This window comes from Micromonospora palomenae (assembly GCF_007829925.1).
Classification (GTDB): Bacteria; Actinomycetota; Actinomycetes; order Mycobacteriales; family Micromonosporaceae; genus Micromonospora; species Micromonospora purpureochromogenes.
On sequence record NZ_VIXA01000001.1, the window covers coordinates 1608348 to 1630866 of the forward strand.

Sequence of the window (22519 nt, forward strand, 5' to 3'; positions counted from 1 at the left end):
GGTGCATGGCCGCCAAGGACTCATCAGCAGGGGCGCCGGCCCGCGTGGAATGACCGGCGCCGACATCCCTCCCGTCGCACTCGGTCCCACCGCCATCTTGTGCACCAACCTGCGCGCGCCCCGAGCCCCTTCTACTCCTCCTGCGGGATTTCCGCGCGTGATTGGGCAAAGCCGGCCGGAACCCCCGCTACTCGGGTAGTGTCGCGCGTTTTCGCGGACCGGGCCCGGGTAAGCGCCGGGCGAAGGCCGGTAAGACCAGTCGAGGGGAGCATCACGATGAATCCGCTGTTCCGTAAGAGCGTGCTGTCCGTTGCCGTGCTGGCCAGCGGCGCCTTCACTGGTTCGGCGATCGCTGCCCAGGCGTCCGCCGATCCGATGACCCCGTCGCATCCAGCCCAGGTGCAGAGCGTGCCCGCCTCCGCCGACCAGCCTCCGCCGCCGCCGGCGCCTCCGCCGGCTCCTGCGCAGGCTCCTCCGCCGGCTCCTCCGCCGGAGGACGGTCAGCGAGTGCTCAACTACGACTATCAGCGACAGCCGAACGAGTACTACTGCGCGCCGGCCGCGACCCGGATCGCCCTGTCCACGCAGGGCAAGGTGGTGAGCCAGCGTGAGGTCGCCGACAAGCTGGGCACCACGCAGGCCGGCACCGACTCGGTCGACGCCACCACCCGGGTGCTGAACGAGATGACCGCCGGCGGCTACGAGACCACCGAGATCCAGGGCGCCGAGGCCGACCCGCAGCAGGAGGCCAAGCTGCGTACCGACGTGGTGGAGGCGGTCGACGCCAACCGGGGCGTGGTAGCCAACATCATGGGCACCTCGGTCGACACCGAGGGCAACCGCTACTCGTACGAGGGCGGACACTATCTGACCATCGTCGGATACCGCGACGGCGGTGACACCATGAAGGTCGCCGACCCGTACGACCCGACGAAGACCTACTGGATGACCGACGACAAGCTCGCCGACTGGATCGCCGCGCGCGGCTACTCGAGCTAGTCCCGATCAGGACGTTCCCGCCGGCCGGGTCCCGAACGGGGGCCCGGCCCATGCCTGTCCCGACCCGTCGTTCCCTGACCTCCCGCCGGCTCTCGTCGTTCGGCGGGGATGACACGGCGACGCCGCCCCCGGCAGGCGGAGGCGGCGTCGTGGACAGCCCGGGGCGTGGACCCCGTCAGGTCATGTCGTCGAAACGGCGGTCGATCGGGGCGGGCGCGGCGACCGGCGCGGGCGCGCCGACCGGCCCGGAGAAGTCCACCCGCGCGGACGCCTCGACCGGCTCGGGGTCCAGCTCCAGCGGCGACACCTCGTCGTCGCTGAGGTCGGAGTAGACCTCCTTGCCCCGACCCCGCCGCTTGTCGTTGATGAAGGCCACCCCGACCGCGGCGAAGTAGAGCGCGCAGAGGCAGATCGCCAGCGCGGTCATGCCGAACGGGTCGGGGGTCGGCGTGACCACCGCCGAGAAGGCGAAGAACACGAAGACCGCCACCCGCCACCAGCTCAGCAGCTTCCGCGCGCTGGCCAGGCCGACGAAGTTGAGCATCAGCACGATCAACGGGAACTCGAACGCCACCCCGAACAGCAGGATCAGGTTGGTGACGAACGAGATGTACCGGGTGACCTCCAGCGTCGTGGAGATGTCGTCACCCGACACGTCGAGCAGGAACTCCAGGCCCTTGGTGGTGACGAAGAACGCCAGCACCGCCCCGGCCGCGAAGAGCGGCGCGGCGAGCGCGGTGAAGACGTACGCGTACCGCCGCTCGTTGCGGTGCAGGCCCGGCGCGATGAACGCCCAGAGCTGATAGAGCCAGACCGGTGCCGCGATGATCAGCCCGACCCAGAGGCCGATCTTCAGGTTCAGCAGGAAGACGTCGGCCACACCGAGCTGGACGAACTTGCACAGCCCGGTCTCGGGGTCCTTCGCCTGTGGCAGGTCACAGTAGGGCTTGGACAACAGCTCCCGGACCGGCGTCGCCAGCCAGATGCCGAAGCCGAAGCCGACCAGGATCGCCAGCGAGGCGCGGAAGAGACGGTTGCGCAGCTCACGGATGTGCTCCATGAGCGTCATGGAGCCGTCGGCGGCCCGTTGGAAATCGCTCGGGCCGCGCTTGCGAAGCGCGAAGGCCACGGTGCTCGGGCCCTTCGGTCAGTTGTCGCGGACGCGCTGCACCGGGTCGACCGGCGGGGCGACCGGCTGCTGCGGGGCCTGCTGCGGGGCGTACTGCTGCTGCGCGTACGGCTGCTGACCGGCGTGCGGCGGCAGCGGCTGGTAGCCGGCCTGCGCGTCGGCCTTCTCGGCCAGGTCGCGGTCGTCGTCCTGCAGGCTCTTGGTCTCCGCCTTGATGATCCGCAGCGAGCGGCCCAGCGAGCGGGCCGCGTCGGGGAGCCGCTTCGCGCCGAAGAGCAGGATCAGCACGACCACGAGTACGGCGATGTGCCACGGCTTGAGGGCACCCATGGGAAGCTCCAGTCGCTCTGTGTCGAAGGGTGTGTCGCAGCCCATCGTACGTGCGTCGAGAGCCGTTGCCACCCGCCGGGCCGCTGGTGACGCGTCCGGCCGGTGAAGTCTTGACCACCCTCGCGTGTCCCGTCAACCACCTGAGGACGTCCATCCGTGCGCGAAAGGAACCCGGATCGCGCAGTCGACGCGCGATTCACCGACCGGGGTCGATCACTTACCCCGCTTGGCCTTGATCAGCTCCACCCGCTGCTGGGTCGTCTCGACCTGCCGTCGGAGTGTCTCGGCCCGCTCGGAGAGCGCCTCGGCGGCCTCGCGCAGCGCGTCCGCGTCGACCTGGCGTCGCTGCAGCGCCACCGCCGCCCGACGCAGCCGGGGCAGCCGCGCCAGCACCGGCCGGACCGCCAGGGCCAGCACGACGAGTGCGAACAGCACCACCGCGAGAACGATCCACTTCACCACGGCGGTCAGCCTACTGGGTGACGGCCCCCACCGCCGGGTCGGCCGACGGCGCGTTGTCGCCCACCGGCGTCCCGTACGCCTCCAGCGCGGCGAGCGCCTGCGCCCGCACCTGATCGGCCAGCTCGGCCGGGGCGACCACGGTGACGTCCGGCCCCAGCCCGAGCACGAACCGGCGCGCCCAGCCCAGATCGGTCACCCGCAGCGAGACCAGCCACTGGTCGCCGTCGCCGGCCTCCACCCGCTCGCACGGGTAGTACTCGGTGATCCACCGCTCGCCCCGACCGATGCGCAGGGTGATCAGCGGCAGGTCCGGCGAGGGGCGGAACACCCCGTCGGTGAGGTCGTGCGGGCGCGCCTGCGGCGGCACCACCGCCGGCTCGTCCAGCTCGGCGACCGCGTCGATCCGGTCGGCCCGGAACAGCCGGACCGCCTCGGCCCGGCGGCACCACGCCTCCACGTACGCCCGGCCGCCGACCATCAGCATCCGCAGCGGGTCGATGGTGCGCTCGCTGGTCTCGTCCCGCGCCGCGGTGTAGTAGGTGATCCGCAGCGCCCGGCCGCCCTCGACCGCCGAGCGCAGCGCCTCGACCTGCCGGGTGTCCCCGGGCAGCCGCACCGCCACCGGCGCGCCGACCAGGTCGCCGGCCGCGTTCTCGATCTTCGCCAGGGCCCGTTCCACGGCCTCCCGGTTGGCCACCCCGGGTGTCTCCGCGAGCATCCGCAGCGCCACCACCAGGGCCAGCGCCTCGTCCGGGGTCAACCGCAGCGGCCGGTCGATGCCGGCGTCGTAGGTGATGGTGACCCGGTCGCCGTCGAAGGCCATGTCGATCAGGTCACCCGGGCCGTAGCCCGGCAGCCCGCAGACCCAGAGCAGCTCCAGGTCCTCGCGCAGCTGCCGTTCGGTGACGCCCAGGTCGCCGGCCGCCTCGGCGATCTCGATGCCGGGGCGGGCGAGCAGGTAGGGCACCAGGTTGAGCAGTCGGGCGAGCCGGTCGGCGGAGGTGCGGGAGCCGCCCCGGGCGGCCGGCCGGGTCACCGGGGGCCTCCGGCCACGGCCAGGTCGTCCTGCCGGACGGCGATCTCCTTGAGCCGCTGGATCACCGCGTCGCGCACCTCCGGCGGTTCCAGCACCCGCACGTCCGGGCCGTACCCGACGAGGTGGCCGGCGAGGGAGTCCGGGTCGGCGTACGGCAGGACCAGCCGGTCGCCGTCCGGACCCGGCAGGGTCTGCACGGCCCAGCGCCGCAGGCCGGCGGCGCGACCCGGGGCGGCCAGCACGGTGGCCCGGCCGGTGCGCTCGACCGGCCCGGACCAGCGGGCCACGTGGCTGATCAGGTCGACCCCGGCGGGCGGCTGGTATCCGCCCGGCTCGCCGGTCACCCGGACCGCGCCCACCACCCGGGAGAGCCGGAAGCAGCGGGTGGCGTCCCGGTCCAGGTCGTGGCCGACGACGTACCAGCGGCCGCGCCAGCAGACCACGCCCCACGGCTGCAACCGGCGGCGGGTCGGCGCGTCCCGGTCGGGCACCCGGTAGTCGAAGCCGACCTCGCGCCGGTCCCGCGCGGCGGCGGTGAGCGGCGCGAACGCCGGATCGACCGTGACCATCGGCTCCAGGCCCAGGGTGGCCTGCGGGTCCACGTCGACGCCGGCCGCGCGCAGCTTCGCCAGCCCGGAGGAGGCGGCGGCGGCCAGCCCGGCGTGCTGCCAGAGCCGCGCGGCGATGCCCACCGCGGCAGCCTCGTCGGGCTCCAGAGGAATCTCCGGCAGCGCGTACTCCCGGTGGGCGATCCGGTAGCCGGGCTCGGCGTCGAAGACGCTGGCCGTGCCGGTCTCCAGCGGCACGCCCAGCTCACGCAGCTCGGCCTTGTCCCGCTCGAACTTGCGCTGGAACGCCTCGTGCTCCTTGGCGTCGTCCGGATCGTGCTCGTAACCGGGCACGGTCGCGGCGATCTGCGCGGCGGTCAGGAACCGTCGCGTGGACAGGAGACAGATCACCAGGTTGACCAGGCGTTCGGTACGGCTCCGCGACACGTGTGAACGCTAGCAGCCCGCGCGCCGCAGCCGTGCACCCGCGCGGGCGCGGCGTGCGGCGCGCTGCCGCCGGTCACCGGACGGCGGCGGCCCGACCGCCCTAGGGTGAGGCGCATGTCGGAGGGCGAAGTCAAGGCCGAAAGCGTCGGCACCGTCGTGGTGGCGGGCGCGGCGAACCTCGCCGTCGCGGTGGCCAAGCTGGTCGCCGGCCTGATCTCCGGCTCCGCGGCGATGCTATCCGAGGCCGCCCACTCGGTCGCCGACACCACCACCGAGGTGCTGCTCTACCTGGCGCTGCGCCGGGGCGCGCGGCCCGCCGACACCCGGCACCCCTTCGGGTACGGCAAGGAGAGCTACGTCTGGGCGCTGCTCGCCGCGCTGTTCACCTTCGTCGCCGGGGCGGGCTTCGCCATCACCCACGGCGTGACCACCATCCTGGTGCACCGGCACAGCGGGGACTACCTCGTCTCCTACGTCGTGCTGGGGGTGTCCTTCGTCATCGAGTCGATCTCGCTGACCCGGGCGGTGCGCCAGGTGCGCAACGAGTCCCGCCGCTGGCGGACCAGCCCGCGCCGGTTCCTGCGGCTGACCGCCGACACCACCGTCAAGGCGGTGTTCCTGGAGGACAGCGCCGCCCTCGTCGGCCTGCTCCTCGCCGCCGTCGGGCTGGGCCTGTCCCACCTCACCGGCGACGAGCTGTGGGACGGACTCGCCTCGATCGGCATCGGTCTGCTGCTGCTGGTGGTGGCGACCGTCCTGGCCTGGAGCAACCTGTCGCTGCTGGTCGGCCGGTCCGTGCCGGACCGGCTGCACCGCGAGATCGAGCGGGAACTGGCCGGCCTGCCGACGGTCGACCGGGTCGACACGCTGATGACCATGCTGCTCGGCCCGGAGGAGATCCTGGTCGCCGCCAAGGTCGACTTCCACGACCAGGCCACCGGCGCCGACATCGAGGCCGCCGCCGACGAGGCCGAGCGCCGGCTCACCGACCGCTACCCGGAGATCCGGTTCGTCTTCCTCGACCCCACCCGCTCGATGCCCGGCACCGACGGGCGGCGGGCCCGGCGTACCCAGGACCAGGAGCAGGACCAGCGGCGGCCCGGCCCGCCCTGACCCGGGCGCGGCGCCGCCGCCGGGCGCGGATAGCGTGCCCGGCATGGTGCGATGGCGGTCCGGCACGGTGACGGCGGTACGACGGCGGTGGGCCGGCGCGGTGGAACTCGACGTCGACCTGCCCGACGGCGGTGCCCTGCGCGCCCTGGCGTACCCCGCCCTGGTCGGCGACCCGGTGCCCGGCGACCGGGTGCTGCTCAACGCCGGCGCCCTGCTGATGGGGCTGGGCACCGGCGGCTACGCCCTGGTCGTGGCGCTGCCCGACCGGCTCCCGCCGGACCCGCCGCAGGCCGGCGACACCCGCGACGCCGGCCACCTGGTCAAGGCCCGCTACACCCCGTTGCAGGCGATCATGCTCGGGGTGGACGAAGAGGCGTCGGAGCACCACGAGCTGCTGGCCCGGGCCAAGAGCCTGGACGGGCTGCCCGTGGTCACCGCCGACCTGCACTCGGCGCTGCCGGCGATCCTGGCCGGCGTACGCGCCGACTCCCCCGACGCCCGGGTGGCGTACCTGCTCACCGACGGCGGCGCGCTGCCCGCCTGGTTCTCCCGCACCCTCGACGGGCTGCGCGGCGAGCTGGTGGGCACGGTCAGCGTCGGGCAGGCGTTCGGCGGCGATCTGGAGGCCACCACCCTGCACAGCGGCCTGCTGGCCGCCCGGCATGTGCTCCGCGCCGACGTGGCGATCGTCGCCCAGGGCCCGGGCAACCTGGGCACCGGGACCACCTGGGGCTTCTCCGGGGTCGCCGTCGGCGAGGCGGTCAACGCCGTCGCCACCCTCGGCGGCCGGCCGGTCGGCTCGCTGCGGATCTCCGACGCCGACCCGCGCCCCCGGCACCGCGGCGTCTCCCACCACAGCCTCACCGCGTACGGCCGGGTCGCCCTCGCTCCGGCGGACCTCGTCGTGCCGGACGGCCTGGACCCGGCGCTGGCCGCGGAGGTGGACGCCGCGCTGGCCTCCCTCGCGGGGCGGCACACCCTGGTCCGGGTGCCGACCGACGGCCTGGACGCGGCGCTGCGCGCCCTGCCGGTGCCGCTGTCCACCATGGGCCGGGGCCTGGACGCCGACCACGCCTACTTCCTGGCGGCGGCCGCCGCGGGCCGGCACGCGGCCCGCCTGGCGGCCTGACCGCCCCGGCTCGGCGCGGCACGTCGGCCCGTTCCACCGTTTGCGGTGTGTCGCGGTGTCCTGGCCGGCGGTCACCCCGACTCGCCGCGAACCGCGCCGCGCGGAATCAGCCGACGAGGAAGATCAGTGCCAGCCAGCCACCGACGATGGCGATCAGCGCGACCGCGAGCACCCAGGTCGGCACGGTGTACTCGCCGCGGCGGTTGCGCTCGATCTCGGCGCGGATCTTCTCCCGGCGCCGTTCGACCCAGTTCAGCTTCTCTGTGCCGCGATCGCGGTCGGAGGGTGAGGAAGTGTTCATCGCGACGCCAGCGTACCGGTGCGTCGGCGGCCGGTGCCGGGCACCGGCCGCCGACGTCCTCACATGCTGGCGATGAGGCGTTCCACCCGCTCGTCGTACGCCCGGAACGGGTCCTTGCAGAGCACGGTGCGCTGGGCCTGGTCGTTGAGCTTCAGGTGCACCCAGTCGACGGTGAAGTCGCGCCGCTTCTCCTGGGCGTGCCGGATGAACTCGCCGCGCAGCCGAGCCCGGGTGGTCTGCGGCGGGGTCTCCTTCGCCTCGAAGATCTCCGGGTCGGTGGCCACCCGGTCGACCTGCCCGCGCCGCTCCAGCAGCCCGTAGAGACCCCGGCCGCGCCGCAGGTCGTGGTAGGCCAGGTCCATCTGGGCCACCCGGGGGTGCGACAGCGGCAGGTCGTGCTTGCGCTGGTAGCGCTCGATCAGCCGCAGCTTGGTCACCCAGTCGATCTCGCGGGCCACCGGTTCCAGGTCGCCGCTCTCCACCGCGCTGAGCACCCGGCCCCACAGCTCCACCACCCGCTTGGCGGTCTGGTCGCCGCCCCGGCGCTCGACGAACTCGGTCGCCTTGGCCAGGTATTCCTGCTGGATCTCCAGCGCGCTGACCTCCTTGCCGGAGGCCAGCCGGACCTTGCGCCGGCCCGTGATGTCGTGCGACACCTCCCGGATCGCCCGGATCGGGTTCTCCAGCGTCAGGTCGCGCATCACCACCCCGGCCTCGATCATCCGCAGCACGATGTCGGCGCTGCCCACCTTGAGCAGCGTGGTGACCTCGTTCATGTTCGAGTCACCGACGATCACGTGCAGCCGGCGGTACCGCTCGGCGTCCGCGTGCGGCTCGTCGCGGGTGTTGATGATCGGACGGCTGCGGGTGGTCGCCGAGGAGACGCCCTCCCAGATGTGCTCCGCCCGCTGCGACAGGCAGTACACCGCCCCGCGCGGGGTCTGCAGCACCTTGCCGGCGCCGCAGATCAGCTGGCGGGTGACCAGGAACGGGATGAGCACGTCAGCCAGCCGGCCGAACTCCCCGTGCCGGGAGACCAGGTAGTTCTCGTGGCAGCCGTACGAGTTGCCGGCCGAGTCGGTGTTGTTCTTGAACAGGTAGATCTCACCGGCGATGCCCTCGTCGTGCAGCCGCTTCTCGGCGTCGACGAGCAGACCCTCCAGGATCCGCTCGCCGGCCCGGTCGTGGGCCACCAGGTCCACCACCGAGTCGCACTCCGGGGTGGCGTACTCCGGGTGCGAGCCGACGTCCAGGTAGAGCCGGGCACCGTTGCGCAGGAACACGTTGCTGGACCGGCCCCACGACACGACGCGGCGGAAGAGGTACCGGGCGACCTCGTCAGGGGACAGCCGACGCTGCCCGCGGTAGGTACAGGTGACGCCGTACTCGGTCTCGAGGCCGAAGATTCGCCGCTCCATGCTGTGACATTAGCCGCCCGGAGGCCCCGTTCGTCACTGTCACCGCACAGGTCGTGCTCTCCGGTCGATCACATACCGTCCGAGTACGACATTCCGTCCGGCCGCAGACTCGCCGTGAACGCCCGGCAGGCCTCGTACTGCGGCAGCAGGCCGGACTCGCGGGCCTGCGCCAGCGTGGGCGCGGCGGCGTCCCGAGCGGAGAGCTGCGGGGCCTCGGCCGGCCACTCGATGGCCAGGTCGGCGTCGAGCGGGTGCACCGCGTGCTCACCGGTCGGGTTGTAGGTGGTCGAGCAGAGGTAGCTCAGCGTCGCGTCGTCGGTCAGCGCGCAGAAGCCGTGCCCCAGCCCCTCGCTGAGGTAGACCGCGCGCCGGTCGACGTCGTCGAGCCGGACGCCCTCCCACCGGCCGAACGTTGGCGAGCCGACCCGCAGGTCCACGATCACGTCCAGCACCGCGCCGCGCACGCAGGTGACGTACTTGGCCTGGCCGGGCGGCACGTCGGCGAAGTGGATCCCGCGCACCACGCCGCGCGCGGAGACCGACAGGTTGGCCTGGGCCAGCCGCAGCGGATGCCCGACCGCCTCGGCGAGGCGGTCGAAGCGGTACCACTCCATGAACAGCCCGCGCGGGTCGCCGTGCTGCTGCGGGCTGATCTCCCAGGCCCCCTCGATACCCAACTGCCGGATCTTCACGAGCGGGGAACCACCTCTCCGTGCTTCTCCGCCAGCAGGCCGAGCAGGTAGTCGCCGTAACCGCTCTTGGTCAGCGGCTCGGCCAGCGCGCGCAGCTGGTCGTCGTCGATCAGGCCGGCCCGCCAGGCCACCTCCTCGACGCAGCCGATCTTCATGCCCTGGCGCTCCTCGATCACCCGGACGAACTCGCCGGCCTGCATCATCGAGGCGAAGGTGCCGGTGTCCAGCCAGGCGGTGCCCCGGTCCAGCACGGTCACCGACAGCTCCCCGGCCTCCCGGTACGCCTCGTTGACCGCGGTGATCTCCAGCTCGCCCCGGGCGCTGGGCTTGAGGTCGCGGGCGATGCCCACCACCCGGTTGTCGTAGAAGTACAGGCCCGGCACCGCGTACCGGGACTTCGGCTTCTCCGGCTTCTCCTCGATCGACAGCACCTTGCCCTCGTCGTCGAAGTCGACCACGCCGTACGCCTCCGGGTTGGCCACCGGGTACGCGAACACCCGCCCGCCGACCGGGTCGCCGTGCGCGGCGAGCTGCCGGCCCAGGCCCACGCCGTGGAAGATGTTGTCGCCCAGGATCAGCGCCACCGACTCGTCGCCGATGAAGTCCGCGCCGAGCACGAACGCCTGCGCGATGCCCTCCGGGCGGGCCTGGGTGACGTACTCCAGCCGCAGGCCCCACTGGCTGCCGTCACCGAGCAGCCGCTCGAACTGGGACTGGTCCTCCGGCGTCGTGATCACCAGGATCTCCCGCACCCCGGACATCACCAGGGTCGACAGCGGGTAGTAGACCATCGGCTTGTCGAAGATCGGCATCAGCTGCTTGGAGACCGCCCGGGTGATCGGCCAGAGCCGGGATCCGGTGCCACCAGCGAGAAGGATTCCACGCACCCGGGGAGACTACCTGTACCGGCGTCAACCGGACACCCGGGTCGCCGTCCCCCGGGGTCCGCCAGGATTCGCGTACACTTCCGGACCCGTGAGGATTCTCGTCACCGGCGGAGCCGGATTCATCGGGTCGGAGTACGTACGGATGCTGCTGGGCGTGCCCGGCGGCGACGCTGCCGGGGTGCCCGTCGTCGAGCCCACCGCGGTGACGGTGTTGGACAAGTTGACCTACTCGGGCAACCTGAACAACCTCGCCCCGGTCCGCGAGGACGCCCGGCTGCGCTTCGTGCAGGGCGACATCTGCGACCCGGTCCTGGTCGACCAGGTCGTCGCCGATCACGACGTGATCGTGCACTTCGCCGCCGAATCGCACGTCGACCGCTCGATCGCCGGCGCCGCGCCGTTCGTCACCACCAACGTGCTGGGCACGCAGACGCTGCTGGACGCCGCGCTGCGCCACGGCACCGGCCGCTTCGTGCACGTCTCCACCGACGAGGTGTACGGCTCGATCGACGAGGGCTCCTGGACGGAGACCTGGCCGCTGGCCCCGAACTCCCCGTACTCGGCCTCCAAGGCCGGCTCGGACCTGCTCGCGCTGGCCTACCACCGCACCCACGGCATGGACGTGGTGGTCACCCGCTGCTCCAACAACTACGGGCCGTACCAGTTCCCGGAGAAGGTCATCCCGCTGTTCGTGACCAACCTGCTCGACGGCGGCACCGTCCCGCTCTACGGCGACGGCGGCAACGTCCGCGACTGGCTGCACGTGCACGACCACTGCCGGGGCATCGCCCTGGTGCAGCAGAAGGGCCGCGCCGGCGAGGTCTACAACATCGGCGGCGGCACCGAGCTGAGCAACAAGGAGCTCACCGGCCGGCTGCTCGACGCGTGCGGCGCCGGCTGGGACCGGGTGGTCCCGGTCGCCGACCGCAAGGGCCACGACCGCCGCTACTCGCTGGACATCAGCAAGATCAGCGCCGAGCTGGGGTACGCCCCGAGCATCGACCTCGACCGCGGCCTGGCCGAGACGGTGCAGTGGTACCGGGACAACCGGGCCTGGTGGGAGCCGCTGAAGGCGACCAAGGGCGCATGAGCCGAGTGCTCGTCACCGGCGCGGGCGGGATGCTCGGCCGGGACCTGCTGGCCGTGCTGACGACCCGGCCGGACCTGAAGGTGACCGCCGCCACCCGCGCCGAGCTGGACATCACCGACGCCGAGGCCGTCCACGCCGCCGTCGCCGGCCACGACGTGGTGTTCAACACCGCCGCGTGGACCGACGTCGACGGCGCGGAGCGGGACGAGGCGGCCGCCACCGCGGTCAACGGCGACGCGGTCGCGCACCTCGCGCGGGCCTGCGCCGCCACCGGCGCGCGGCTGCTGCACGTCTCCACCGACTACGTCTTCCCCGGCGACGCCGAGCAGCCGTACGCCGAGGACGCGCCCACCGACCCGGTCAACGCGTACGGCCGCAGCAAGCTGGCCGGGGAGCGGGCCGTGGCCCGATTTCTCCCGGAAACCGGCTACGTCGTCCGTACCGCGTGGCTCTACGGGGCGCACGGGCCGAACTTCGTGGCCACCATGCTCCGCCTCGCCGAGCAGCGCGAGCAGCTCGACGTGGTCGACGACCAGCAGGGCCAGCCCACCTGGTCGTACGCGCTGGCCACCCAGCTGGTGGCGCTGGCCGACGCGGCGCTGGCCGGCCGCGCCCCGGCCGGGGTCTACCACGGCACCTGCTCCGGCCGGACCACCTGGTGCGGCCTGGCCCGCGCCACCTTCACCCTCGCCGGGCTCGACCCGGAGCGGGTGAGACCCACCACGAGCGACCGGTTTCCGCGTCCGGCCGCCCGACCGGCGTACAGTGTGCTAGGGCACGACCGCTGGGCGGCCGCAGGTCTTCCGCCGCTGCCGGACTGGCGTGACACGCTGTCCGACGCCTTCGACTCCCCCACTCCACCCGCCCCGTGGAAGGTCGCATGAAGCTCACCCTGGTCACCGGTCTGACCGGCCTGCTCCTGCTGGTCACCATCGTCGAGCTGCTGCGCCGCCGGCAGCTCCGCGAGAAGTACGGCATGCTCTGGCTGGCCGTACTCCTGATCGTCATTCCGCTGTCGCTGTTCCCCCGCCTGCTCGACAACGTGGCCGGCTTCTTCGGGGTGGTCTCCGGCGTCAGCCTCGTGCTCTTCCTCGGCATCGTCTTCCTGCTGCTGGTGTGCGTGCACCTCAGCTGGGAGGTCAGCGCCCTGGAGGAGGAGACCCGCACCCTGGCCGAAGACTTCGCCCTGCTCCGCGCCCAGGTCGACGCCGACCGCGCGGCCCGCACCGAATCAGCCCGAGACGAACTGGTGTCCCACGATGGTTAACGGCAAGCGCGTCCTGATCATCATCCCCGCGCTCAACGAGTCCGGCTCGATCGCCGACGTCGTCGGCGAGGTCCGCGGCGAGCTGCCCGGCGTCGACGTGCTGGTGGTCGACGACGGCTCCACCGACCGCACCGCCGCGGTGGCCGCCGCCGCCGGCGCGCGGGTCGCGAAGCTGCCGTACAACCTCGGCGTCGGCGGGGCCATGCGGCTCGGCTACCGGTACGCCCGGGACAACGACTACGACGTCGCCATCCAGATCGACGCCGACGGCCAGCACGACCCGCGCTACGTGCCGAAGCTCGTCGACCTGCTCGACGACACCGACCTGGTGATCGGCGCCCGGTTCGCCGGCGAGGGCGACTACACCGTCCGCGGCCCCCGCCGCTGGGCCATGGTCATGCTCTCCGCCGTGCTCTCCAGGGTCGCCAAGACCAAGCTCACCGACACCACGTCCGGCTTCCGCGCCGCCAACCGGCGGGTCATCGAGATGTTCGCCGGCTGGTACCCGGCCGAGTACCTCGGCGACACCGTCGAGACGCTGGTGCACACCGCCCGCCGCGGCTACAAGATCCGGCAGGTGCCGGTGGCCATGCGCAAGCGGATGGCCGGCACGCCCAGCCACTCCCCCGCCAAGGCGATGATCTACCTCGGTCGCGCGTTCGCGGTACTCACGCTGGCGCTCATCCGCCGGTGATCCGGCGGCTGCTCCACCTCGTCCCGCCCGGCACCCTCGCCGTGGGTGCCGGGCTGGCCCTGCTCGGGCTGGCCTCCTACGTTCACCTCGCGGTGGCCGGGCACAGCCTCACCGAGGCCGACTACTCCTCCCTGTCGGTGCTCTGGTCGATCGTCTTCACCCTCGGCATCGGCGTGTTCATGCCCGTCGAGCAGGAGGTCGCCCGGGTCGTGGCCGCCCGCCGCAGCCAGGGGCTGCCGCCCGGTCCGGTGCTGGCCCGGGGCGCCGTCCTCGCCGCCGGGGTGCTCGCCGTGCTGGTCGTGGTGATCCTCGCCGCGCACGGGCCGCTCACCGACCGGCTCTTCGCCGGCGACGCCGCCATGGTCACCGTGCTGATCGGCGCGCTCGTCGCCATGGCCGTCGCCTACACCACCCGCGGCGTCCTCTCCGGCCTGCAACTCTTCCCCTGGTACGGCACCCAGCTCGGCGTCGACGGCGGACTGCGGATCGCCATGGTCGCCGTGCTCGGGCTCACCGGCGTCACCTCACCCCTGTGGTACGGGCTGGTGCTGGTGATCGCCCCGCTGGCCGGCGTCCTGCTCACCCTGCCGCCGGTGCTGCGTGCCGCCGGCGGCGGCGTACCGGTCGCCTGGGGCGCGCTGCTGCGCGGCCTCGGCCTGCTCACCGTCTCCAGCCTGCTCTCCCAGGTCGTGGTGAACGTCGGCGTGATCAACGTACGGCTGCTCGACCCGTCCGACGTCGCCACCGCCGGAGCGCTGCTCTCCGCGCTGGTGCTGGTCCGCATCCCGCTCTTCGTCTTCGCCTCCCTGCAGGCGTCGCTGCTGCCCGGCCTGGCCACCTCGGCCACCACCGGCGACCTGCGCGCCTTCCACAGCCTGCTGCGCCGGGCGCTGGGCATCGTCACCGCGCTCGGCGTCCTCGGCGCGATCGGCGCGATCGCCCTCGGCCCCTGGCTGGTGGGCACCCTGTTCGACGCCGCCGACGTGCTCGGCCACGGCGACTTCGCCTGGCTGGCCGTGGCCACCCTGGCCTACCTGTGGGCGATGGTCCTCGGCCAGGCGCTGCTCGCCCTCGACCGGCACCGCGCGCAGGCCCTCGCCTGGACCGTCGGCGTGGCCGCCCTGGTCGCCGTGACCCTCACCCCGGCGTCGGTGGCGCTCCGCGTCGAGCTGGCCTACACGGTCGGCTCCGTCGTGGTGGCCGCCGCCATGGCGCTGCTGCTGCGCCGCCAGTCCCGCCCCACCCCCACCCCGACCCGGTCCCTCGACGACGCCCTGGCGACCGGAGTATCCGGAGGCATCCGATGACCCGCCCGCAGGTGACCGCGGTGATGCTGGCCTACGGCGCCGAGCCGTACCTGGTCGACGCCGCCCGGGCCGTGCTGGACAGCACCGACGTCGACATCGACCTGATCGTGGTCGACAACGGCTGCACCGGCGACGGCATCGACGTCGTCAAGGGCTTCCCCGGCGTCCGGGTGATCCGCCCCGAGGAGAACACCGGCTACTCCGGCGGCTGCCGGGTCGGCGCCGCCGAGGCCACCGGCGAGTGGCTGGCCTTCGTCAACAGCGACGCGATCGTCGCCCCCGACGCCCTGGCCAAGGTCGTCGCCGTGGCCGGCGAGCCGGGCGTGGGCGCCGCCATGGCCTCCATCCGCCTCGCCGACAACCCGGAGCTGATCAACACCTCCGGCAACCCGTTGCACTTCACCGGGCTGTCCTGGGCCGGCGGCAACGGCGAGCCGGCCAGCGCCCACGCCGTCCGCACCACCGTGCCGTCGCTCAGCGGCTGCTGCTTCGTCATCAACCGGGAGCTGTGGCGGGAGCTGGACGGCTTCGCCGCCGAGTACTTCGCCTACCACGAGGACACCGAGCTCAGCCTGCGCCTCTGGCAGCGCGGGCTCCGGCTGGAGTACGTCCCGGACGCCGTCGTCCGGCACCACTACGAGTTCTCCCGCAACGCGCTCAAGCTCTACCTGGTCGAGCGCAACCGGCTGGTCACGCTGCTCACCGCGTACGAGACCCGGACGCTGGTGGTGCTCGCCCCGGTCCTGCTGCTCACCGAGGCGGCCATGCTCGCCGCCGCGCTCGCCGGCGGCTGGGTCAAGCAGAAGTTCCGTGGCTGGGGTTGGCTCTGGACCAACCGGGCCTGGCTGAAGTCGCGCCGCCGGCAGCTCCAGGACGAGCGGACCGTGCCCGACGGGGTCATCGCCGAGCTGATGACCGCCCGGGTCGCCCCGTCGAACGTCGACTCGCCCCCCGGCATGGGTGTCTTCAACGCCATCGCCGCCGGCTACTGGGCCCTGGCCAAGCCGCTGCTGCGCAAGCGCTGACCGTTTCGACGGTGAACGGCCGTCCGGCAGGCGCCGGGCGGCCGTCGCCGTATCCGTGCCTCGGACACTCCCGTCGGACCTGAGGCGCGTCCCGGCGCGGTCGGCCGACCGGGACGAGCCGTCGGGGCGTACCGGCGACGGACGGCACGTTCCGCGGCCCGGCGGCTCGCGCGGACCCGGACATGCCGCGGGGGCCGGGGAAATCCCCGACCCCCGCGAACCAGGTACCGCTACGCCTCCGGCGTCTCCTCCGGCTGACCCTCCAGGTCCGCCGAGGCGGCCGAGGTGGTCGGCTTGTGCGCCTCCTCCGTCGGCACCGTCGGCGTCTTCGCCCGGCCGCCGGCCGGCGGGGCGTCACCCGCCGCGTCCCCGTCGAGCAGCGCGGTCAGCGCGGCCCCGGTGACCCGCCGGAAGGTACGCCCCACCCGGTGCCGGTCCAGGACCGCCACCTCCAGCTGGTTGGCGGCGATCGTCCTGGCCGCCCCACCCTCACCGCCGACGCTGCTCAGCGCCTGCACGGCCGCCCGCACCGCCTCGCTCAACGTCATCTCCGGCCGGTGCTGCGCCTTCAAGACCCCGGTGATCGCCTCGGCCTGACCGCCCATGGCCATCCGGCCGGGCTCGTCGTTGACCGAACCGTCGTAGGTGATCCGGTACAGCTCGTCGTCCTCGGCGGTGGCACCCACCTGCGCGACGCAGATCTCCACCTCGAACGGCTTGGACTGCTCGGTGAAGATCGAGCCCAGCGTCTGCGCGAAGGCGTTCGCCAGCGCCCGGCCGGTGACGTCGCGCCGGTCGTAGCTCAGGCCGTTCAGGTCGGCCATCCGCACGCCGGCCCGGCGCAGGTTCTCGAACTCGTTGTAACGGCCGACCGCGGCGAAGCCGATCCGGTCGTAGATCTCGCTGACCTTGTGCAGGGCGCTGGAGAGGTTCTCCGCGACGAAGAGCACCCCGCCCGCATAGCTCAGGACCACCGCGCTGCGACCCCGGGCGACGCCCTTACGGGCCAGCTCGGAGCGGTCGCGCATGATCTGCTCGGGCGAGGCGTAGAACTGCATGGCCACGGCGGCGGTTCTCCTTCGGGCGCTGTGCTGACGACTGCTGACTGTGAGGTGGGAGCGGGCCTCAGCCGCCCGGGTTCTCCATCCGCGCGGCCACGACCGCCTCGGCGATCGCCGCCGTCTCGGCGTCGGTGAGCCGGTGGGTGCCGTCGGCCGTCGCCGTCATCACCACCGGGTAGATCCGCCGGGTCAGGTCCGGGCCGCCGGTGGCGGTGTCGTCGTCCGCGGCGTCGTAGAGCGCCTCGACGGCGAGCCGGACCGCGTCGTCCAGGGAGATCCCGGCGCGGAAGCGCTTCTTCAGGGCGGACTTGGCGAAGAGCGAGCCCGAGCCGATCGCGTCGTAGCCGGTCTCCTCGTAGGGGCCGCCGGTGACGTCGAAGCTGAAGATCCGGCCGGCCGTCGCCGGGTCCTTGGCGGCCAGGTCGAAGCCGGCGAAGAGCGGCACGACCGCGAGCCCCTGCATGGCCGCGCCCAGGTTGCCGCGGATCATCGAGGCGAGCCGGTTGGCCTTGCCGTCGAGCGAGAGCATCGCGCCCTCGATCTTCTCGTAGTGCTCCAGCTCCACCTGGAACAGTCGCATCAGCTCGATGCCGATGCCGGCCGTGCCCGCGATGCCGACCAGCGAGTACGCGTCGGCCGGGTGCACCTTCTCGATGTCGCGCTGGGCGATCAGGTTGCCCATGGTGGCCCGCCGGTCGCCGGCCATCACCACGCCACCGGCGCCCGAGATGGCCACGATGGTCGTCGCGTGCGGCGCCAGGTCGGCGGCCATGCCCGGCGGCAGCGGCCGTCGGCCGGGCAGCATCTCGGGGGCCACCCTGCTCAGGAACGAGGTGAAGGAGGACGTCCCCGCGTTGGTGAACACATCTGGTAGACGCCCGGATGGATCAAAGCCCGCTGCCACGTGGTTCCTCTCAGGTACGTGATCGCCCTGGCCAGCCTCGTGGGACTGTCACGGAACTGGCCAAGACCACCGTTGCAGTTGAAGCAGAGTATCCCGCGCACCCATCCGGTGCGATGATCGTGGTCCAGGTGTTGCGGATCTTCGCCGCCGCAGATCGCGCAGACGCCGCCCTGTTCGGCCAGGAGCTGGTCGAACTCCTTCTGCCCCACGCCGTGGCGGCGGCGCAGGTGGTACTCGCGATCCCCGCCGTAGAGACGCAGCTTGGTCTCCCGCGTGCGGGCGTTGTGACACGGCTTGCAGTAGGTGGCGTAGCCGGTGCTGTCGGAGCGGTTACGGGGGAAGTCGGCCACGGGCTTGACGGTTCCACAGTCGGCGCAGAAGCGGTGCCCTTCCTGGACTTCCCGAGCAGCCTTCACCTCCCGGCCGCGCTCGTCCCTCACCCGCTTGGCGTAGCTGGCCTTCGACCGCTCGTTGAAGCACGGCTTGCAGTAGCTGCCGCGACCGCTGGGACGCTTACTGCTCGAACAGAAATCCTCGAGCAGCTTCCAGTCCCCACAGTCGCGGCACCGGCGTCGACCGTCCCTATCATCCAAAGGAGCCGGCATGTCCGATTTAGCCCGATATGTCTACTGACCGCCCTTTTGTACGTATCCACGGACAAATTCCTCGGCGTTCTCCTCGAGGACGGAGTCGATCTCGTCGAGCAGGTCGTCGACGTCCTCGGTGATCTCGGCGTGCCGCTCGGCAACCTCCGGGTTCGCCTCGGTGGTGACGTCCTCGATCTCCTCGCCCTGACGGGCCTTGCCCGACTGCGACTGCCCGCCGCTGTCACGAGTGGCCATGGCTGCCTCCTCCACGATCGTCTGCGATGAACTTACCTCGCCTGAGCGACGAAAAGCCCGCCGCGCGCCGGCTCGCGGCACCCGACGGGCGTACGTCGGCGGCCGGTCAGCCGCCGGTGAGCGTCTCCAGCAGGTCCTTGGCGCTCTCGCACCGGTCGAACAGGGCGCCGACGTGCGCGCGGGTGCCCCGTTCCGGCTCCATCATCGGCACCCGGACCAGCGACTCCCGGCCGACGTCGAAGATCACCGAGTCCCAGCTGGCGGCGACCACCTCGGAGGCGTACTGGGCCAGGCAGCGGCCGCGGAAGTAGGCGCGGGTGTCCTCCGGCGGCTGGACCATCGCGGTGCGGGTCTGCTCGTCGTCGAGCAGCGTCTTCATCGACCCGCGGGACACCAGCCGGTGGTAGAGGCCCTTCTCCGGGCGCACGTCGGAGTACTGCAGGTCGACCAGTTGGAGCTTGTGCGAGCCCCAGCCGAGCTTCTCCCGCTCCCGGTAGCCCTCCAGCAGCCGCAGCTTGGCCACCCAGTCCAGCTCGTCGGCGCAGAGGAACGCGTCGCGGCCGAGCCGGTCCAGCACGCTCTCCCACCGGTCCAGCACGTCCGTGGTCTGCTCGTCGACGTCGTCGCCGTACCGGTCGTCGACAAAGGACCGGACCCGCTCCAGGTAGGCCCACTGGACGTCGAGGGCGGTCAGCCGGCGGCCGTCACGCATCCGCATCAGGTGCTTCAGCGACGGGTCGTGGCTGACCGCGCGCAGTTCGCTGACCGGGTCGGCGATGCCCAGGTCGGCGCCGAGCGCCTTCTCCTCGATCATGGTGAGGATCAGCGCGGTGGTGCCGAGCTTGAGGTAGGTGGAGATCTCCGAGAGGTTGGCGTCGCCGATGATGACGTGCAGCCGCCGGTACTTGTCGGCGTCGGCGTGCGGCTCGTCCCGGGTGTTGATGATGGGCCGCTTGAGGGTGGTCTCCAAGCCGACCTCGACCTCGAAGAAGTCGGCCCGCTGGGAGATCTGGAAGCCGCTCTGGCCGCCGTCCTGGCCGATGCCGACCCGGCCGGCGCCGCAGACGATCTGCCGGGTGACGAAGAACGGCGTCAGGTACGCCACGATGTCGGCGAACGGGGTCTGCCGGCGCATGAGGTAGTTCTCGTGCGCGCCGTAGCTGGCGCCCTTGTTGTCGGTGTTGTTCTTGTAGAGGTGGATCGGGTGGGTGCCCGGGATGGTGGCGGCGCGGCGGGCGGCCTCGGCCATCACCCGCTCCCCCGCCTTGTCCCAGCGCACCAGGTCCAGCGGGTTGGTCACCTCGGGGGTGGAGTACTCGGGGTGGGCGTGGTCGACGTAGAGCCGCGCGCCGTTGGTGAGTATCACGTTGGCCAGGCCGAGGTCCTCGTCGGCGAGCGCCTCGGCGGGGTCGTACGCGGCTCCGGAGTAGGTGAAGCCGCGGGCGTCGCGCAGTGGCGACTCCTCCTCGTAGTCCCAGCGCGCCCGGCCGCCACGGTTGAGTTCGGGGCGCGCTCCGTAGGCGTTGACCACCTGGGAGGAGGTGACCATCGGGTTGGCTCCGGCCTGGCCGGGCACGGAGATCCCGTACTCGACCTCGGTGCCCATGATCCGTCTTACGCTCATCGACCTACCCGCTTCGCTCGCCCGACCCGGTCCCCCGTCACGTCGAGCGTAGTCCGCCTCAGGGCGTAGAGGGGCACGCCGGCACAGGCGGCGCGGGTGTCGCGGGCGGGGTGCCGGGCACGGGGGGCGGCTCGGAGGGGAGCACGTCGCACTCGGGAACGGTGAGGGGAACGAAGCTGACCCGGTGCCGCAGCGACGGGTCCTTCCTGATCAGCCGCTGGATCCGGCGTTCGGCGCGGGGGTCGGCGGTGATGAAGCGGATCGGCCCGGAGACCCGCCGGACGATCTGGTCGGTGCGTTCGGGTTCGAGAAAGTCCAGGTTGTATACGCCGGGTTCGGTGCGCGCGGTGGTGCCGTGCAGGGCGTCGACGCAGAGGGTCTCGACGTAGCCCCGGTAGGGGCCGCGGTCGAGGACGATGGTGGTGGTGTCGGGCAGGTCGGGGTACCGCTGCGCGGCGGCGGCGCAGACCCACGCCTCTTTGGACGGCAGGTGCAGGTCCTGGTGCACCCACCGTTGCGTCCAGGTCCGCTCGTTGGCGATGAGCAGGCTGGGGTGCCAGCCGGTGACGCCGCAGAGCGTCACGGCGACGGCCATGACGACGACGCCGGTGAGGACGCCGGCGACGGTGGTCGCGACGCCGCGCCGGGACCGGCCGGGCCGGGGTACGGGCAGCAGCCGGACCACGGCGGCGGCGCCGACGACGAGCAGCGCGGTGGCCAGGTGGGTGGACTTGATGAAGTAGTAGCCGGGCTCGACGCCGGAGGTGGTGTTGTACCGGGCGATGCCGAGCGGCAGGGCGACGCCGATGGCGGCGACGAGCAGCCAGCGCCGCCAGGTGGGGTCGGCGCGGCGGACCTGGACGAGCAGGGCCACCCCGACGATGCCGCCCAGCCAAATAAGGGCGCGCCAGGCTTCGGTGCGGGCCTCGATGCCGCCGTTGACGGCCAGCGCCTCGGTCTGCTTGGCGCGGAGCACGCCGAGCAGCGGGGCGACCAGGGCGAGGGGGGCGGTGAGGAGGCCGACGGCGAGCACGGTGCGCCAGCGGCGCAGCGCCTCCCGCCGGTGGCCGAGCACCCAGCAGAGCACCAGCACGGCGGCGGGCGGGAGGAACAGGTAGTAGGTGAAGCCGATGGCGACGAGCAGCGCGGCGAGCAGGACGACCTGTTCGCGGGTGTTGGCGAGCGGCCGGCCGACCAGCGCGGCGAGCAGCACGGTGAGGGCGAGCCCGAGGATCTCGGTCGGGTAGCCGGAGACGAGCAGGCGGGGCAGTTGGGTGCCGAGGATCAGGGCGCCGACGACGACGGTGAGCACGATGCGGTGCAGCGGGTGGACGGGCCCGGCGATGCGGTGCGCGGCCCAGAGCAGCACCAGCACGAGGAGTCCGAAGCTGGCCATGAGCCAGCCGGCGTAGTGGTCGACGGCGGCGGGGCCGCGGGGCGCGGCGCCGACGGGGGTGAGGAAGCCGTCGAGCAGGGCGGTGACCAGGTGCCAGCCCTGGGGGTAGTAGAGCAGTTGGGAGAGGATCTGGTCCTTGGCGGCGGCGGGGTCGACGAAGGCGTAGCCGCCGAGGCGGCCGACGACGTCGAAGAGGGCCAGGTGCCGCCAGTTGTCCTCGCCGCGGGCGAGGATGGTCAGCTGGTCGGCGAGGTCGGTGGCGCGCTGCCAGGGAGCGGCGAGGTACGTGAGCATCGCGGCGGTGCCGGCGACGGGGAACAGGTCGACCCAGCCGGGGCGCGGCAGGCGGGGGCGGCGGCGCAGCCCGGCGGCGGCGAGGACGACCACGGTGAGGGCGAGGCCGGTCAGCGGCACGGGCCGCATGCCCCAGGGCCAGACGGCGAAGAGCAGTCCGCCGGCGGTGGCCGCGCCGAGCAGCAGGGCGAACGCGAGCACCAGCCGGTCGAGCAGGGTACGGCCGCCGCGCAGCACGCTGGCGGTGGCGAGCAGGACGAGCGGCGGCAGCAGCCGGTCGCCGTGCAGGGCGTGCGTGGCGGCGGGCACGGCCCAGGCCGCCACGAGCGCCGCGAGCACGACCGGGACCCGCCGCCAGGGGCGCCGGGTCGGGGCGGGCGGGTGCGCGTCCTCGACCGCCGTGGCGGGCGGGTCGACGACGGTGACCTCGGACGACACGAAGCTCCTCGGACGGTCGACGGCGGTGTGCGAAGTCTACCGACGAGTCCGGCATTCCACTCCCTGGGGACGCATCGCCCAGGTGA

Annotated in this window: 24 protein-coding genes; 9 read left to right on the top strand and 15 right to left on the bottom strand. The window is 72.6% G+C overall.

Annotated features, from left to right (window positions below; translation table 11 throughout):
- Nucleotides 1-276 precede the first annotated feature (276 nt).
- Nucleotides 277-999, top strand: a complete 723-nt coding sequence (locus FHX75_RS07170; RefSeq protein ID WP_154937288.1) for a C39 family peptidase — start codon at nt 277-279, stop codon at nt 997-999.
- Nucleotides 1000-1174: 175 nt separating this feature from the next.
- Here the strand turns inward: FHX75_RS07170 and tatC are convergent, their stop codons facing one another.
- The 5 genes from tatC to FHX75_RS07195 form a co-directional block, all read right to left on the bottom strand.
- A complete protein-coding gene (tatC, locus tag FHX75_RS07175) occupies nt 1175-2128 on the bottom strand; it encodes a twin-arginine translocase subunit TatC (RefSeq protein WP_154937290.1) in 954 nt (317 codons plus the stop codon).
- An 18-nt stretch (nt 2129-2146) separates the two neighbouring features.
- Complete coding sequence (tatA, locus tag FHX75_RS07180) at nt 2147-2458, bottom strand: Sec-independent protein translocase subunit TatA (RefSeq protein WP_088962283.1); 312 nt, start codon at nt 2456-2458, stop codon at nt 2147-2149.
- Between the two features lie 213 nt (nt 2459-2671).
- The gene (locus FHX75_RS07185) at nt 2672-2920 is read right to left on the bottom strand and encodes a hypothetical protein (protein WP_154937292.1); all 249 of its coding nucleotides are present in this window, start codon (nt 2918-2920) and stop codon (nt 2672-2674) included.
- Nucleotides 2921-2930: 10 nt separating this feature from the next.
- The gene (locus tag FHX75_RS07190; protein ID WP_154937294.1) at nt 2931-3956 is read right to left on the bottom strand and encodes a helix-turn-helix transcriptional regulator; all 1026 of its coding nucleotides are present in this window, start codon (nt 3954-3956) and stop codon (nt 2931-2933) included.
- A complete protein-coding gene (locus tag FHX75_RS07195; protein ID WP_154937296.1) occupies nt 3953-4951 on the bottom strand; it encodes a helix-turn-helix transcriptional regulator in 999 nt (332 codons plus the stop codon). Before FHX75_RS07195 ends, FHX75_RS07190 begins: the two co-directional genes overlap by 4 nt.
- 114 nt (nt 4952-5065) lie before the next feature.
- Between FHX75_RS07195 and FHX75_RS07200 the strand changes: the two genes are divergently transcribed.
- Together FHX75_RS07200 and FHX75_RS07205 are read left to right on the top strand one after the other, a co-directional pair.
- A complete protein-coding gene (locus tag FHX75_RS07200; RefSeq protein WP_154937298.1) occupies nt 5066-6064 on the top strand; it encodes a cation diffusion facilitator family transporter in 999 nt (332 codons plus the stop codon).
- A gap of 43 nt (nt 6065-6107) precedes the next feature.
- Nucleotides 6108-7193, top strand: coding sequence for a DUF3866 family protein (locus FHX75_RS07205; protein ID WP_154937300.1), 1086 nt, complete (start codon nt 6108-6110; stop codon nt 7191-7193).
- Nucleotides 7194-7299: 106 nt separating this feature from the next.
- Here the strand turns inward: FHX75_RS07205 and FHX75_RS07210 are convergent, their stop codons facing one another.
- The 4 genes from FHX75_RS07210 to rfbA form a co-directional block, all read right to left on the bottom strand.
- A complete protein-coding gene (locus FHX75_RS07210; RefSeq protein ID WP_154937302.1) occupies nt 7300-7494 on the bottom strand; it encodes a hypothetical protein in 195 nt (64 codons plus the stop codon).
- A gap of 59 nt (nt 7495-7553) precedes the next feature.
- Nucleotides 7554-8912: a Pup--protein ligase gene (gene pafA, locus FHX75_RS07215; protein ID WP_154937304.1), complete on the bottom strand. Its 1359-nt coding sequence runs from the start codon at nt 8910-8912 to the stop codon at nt 7554-7556.
- 68 nt (nt 8913-8980) lie between these two features.
- Nucleotides 8981-9604 carry a dTDP-4-dehydrorhamnose 3,5-epimerase family protein gene (locus tag FHX75_RS07220; RefSeq protein ID WP_154937306.1) on the bottom strand — a complete coding sequence of 208 codons (624 nt, stop codon included), beginning with the start codon at nt 9602-9604 and terminating at the stop codon, nt 8981-8983.
- The gene (gene rfbA, locus FHX75_RS07225) at nt 9601-10491 is read right to left on the bottom strand and encodes a glucose-1-phosphate thymidylyltransferase RfbA (RefSeq protein WP_154937308.1); all 891 of its coding nucleotides are present in this window, start codon (nt 10489-10491) and stop codon (nt 9601-9603) included. Before rfbA ends, FHX75_RS07220 begins: the two co-directional genes overlap by 4 nt.
- A gap of 88 nt (nt 10492-10579) precedes the next feature.
- On the opposite strand from rfbA, the gene rfbB reads away from it, so the two are divergent.
- Genes rfbB through FHX75_RS07255 form a run of 6 tightly spaced genes read left to right on the top strand, consistent with a single transcriptional unit; the run spans nt 10580 to nt 15874 of the window.
- A complete protein-coding gene (gene rfbB / locus FHX75_RS07230) occupies nt 10580-11581 on the top strand; it encodes a dTDP-glucose 4,6-dehydratase (protein ID WP_154937310.1) in 1002 nt (333 codons plus the stop codon).
- Nucleotides 11578-12465 (top strand): dTDP-4-dehydrorhamnose reductase, encoded by an 888-nt coding sequence (gene rfbD, locus FHX75_RS07235; protein ID WP_154937313.1) that lies wholly within the window; start codon nt 11578-11580, stop codon nt 12463-12465. The genes rfbB and rfbD overlap by 4 nt, the downstream gene beginning before the upstream one ends.
- Nucleotides 12462-12848, top strand: a complete 387-nt coding sequence (locus FHX75_RS07240; protein ID WP_154937316.1) for a DUF2304 domain-containing protein — start codon at nt 12462-12464, stop codon at nt 12846-12848. The genes rfbD and FHX75_RS07240 overlap by 4 nt, the downstream gene beginning before the upstream one ends.
- Nucleotides 12841-13542, top strand: a complete 702-nt coding sequence (locus FHX75_RS07245; protein ID WP_154937318.1) for a glycosyltransferase family 2 protein — start codon at nt 12841-12843, stop codon at nt 13540-13542. Before FHX75_RS07240 ends, FHX75_RS07245 begins: the two co-directional genes overlap by 8 nt.
- On the top strand, nt 13539-14849 hold the full coding sequence (locus FHX75_RS07250) for a lipopolysaccharide biosynthesis protein (RefSeq protein ID WP_246157770.1): 1311 nt from the start codon (nt 13539-13541) through the stop codon (nt 14847-14849). Before FHX75_RS07245 ends, FHX75_RS07250 begins: the two co-directional genes overlap by 4 nt.
- On the top strand, nt 14846-15874 hold the full coding sequence (locus tag FHX75_RS07255; RefSeq protein ID WP_154937321.1) for a glycosyltransferase family 2 protein: 1029 nt from the start codon (nt 14846-14848) through the stop codon (nt 15872-15874). Before FHX75_RS07250 ends, FHX75_RS07255 begins: the two co-directional genes overlap by 4 nt.
- 230 nt (nt 15875-16104) lie before the next feature.
- Here the strand turns inward: FHX75_RS07255 and prcA are convergent, their stop codons facing one another.
- From prcA to FHX75_RS07285, 6 genes are all read right to left on the bottom strand, one after another.
- A complete protein-coding gene (gene prcA / locus FHX75_RS07260) occupies nt 16105-16938 on the bottom strand; it encodes a proteasome subunit alpha (protein WP_154937324.1) in 834 nt (277 codons plus the stop codon).
- Between the two features lie 61 nt (nt 16939-16999).
- The gene (prcB, locus tag FHX75_RS07265) at nt 17000-17839 is read right to left on the bottom strand and encodes a proteasome subunit beta (RefSeq protein WP_211364354.1); all 840 of its coding nucleotides are present in this window, start codon (nt 17837-17839) and stop codon (nt 17000-17002) included.
- Nucleotides 17758-18279: an endonuclease VII domain-containing protein gene (locus FHX75_RS07270; protein ID WP_246157771.1), complete on the bottom strand. Its 522-nt coding sequence runs from the start codon at nt 18277-18279 to the stop codon at nt 17758-17760. The genes prcB and FHX75_RS07270 overlap by 82 nt, the downstream gene beginning before the upstream one ends.
- A gap of 186 nt (nt 18280-18465) precedes the next feature.
- Nucleotides 18466-18681 (bottom strand): ubiquitin-like protein Pup, encoded by a 216-nt coding sequence (locus FHX75_RS07275; RefSeq protein ID WP_074477166.1) that lies wholly within the window; start codon nt 18679-18681, stop codon nt 18466-18468.
- 106 nt (nt 18682-18787) lie between these two features.
- A complete protein-coding gene (dop, locus tag FHX75_RS07280; protein ID WP_154937330.1) occupies nt 18788-20305 on the bottom strand; it encodes a depupylase/deamidase Dop in 1518 nt (505 codons plus the stop codon).
- A gap of 58 nt (nt 20306-20363) precedes the next feature.
- The gene (locus tag FHX75_RS07285) at nt 20364-22433 is read right to left on the bottom strand and encodes a hypothetical protein (protein WP_211364355.1); all 2070 of its coding nucleotides are present in this window, start codon (nt 22431-22433) and stop codon (nt 20364-20366) included.
- Nucleotides 22434-22519: the final 86 nt, after the last annotated feature.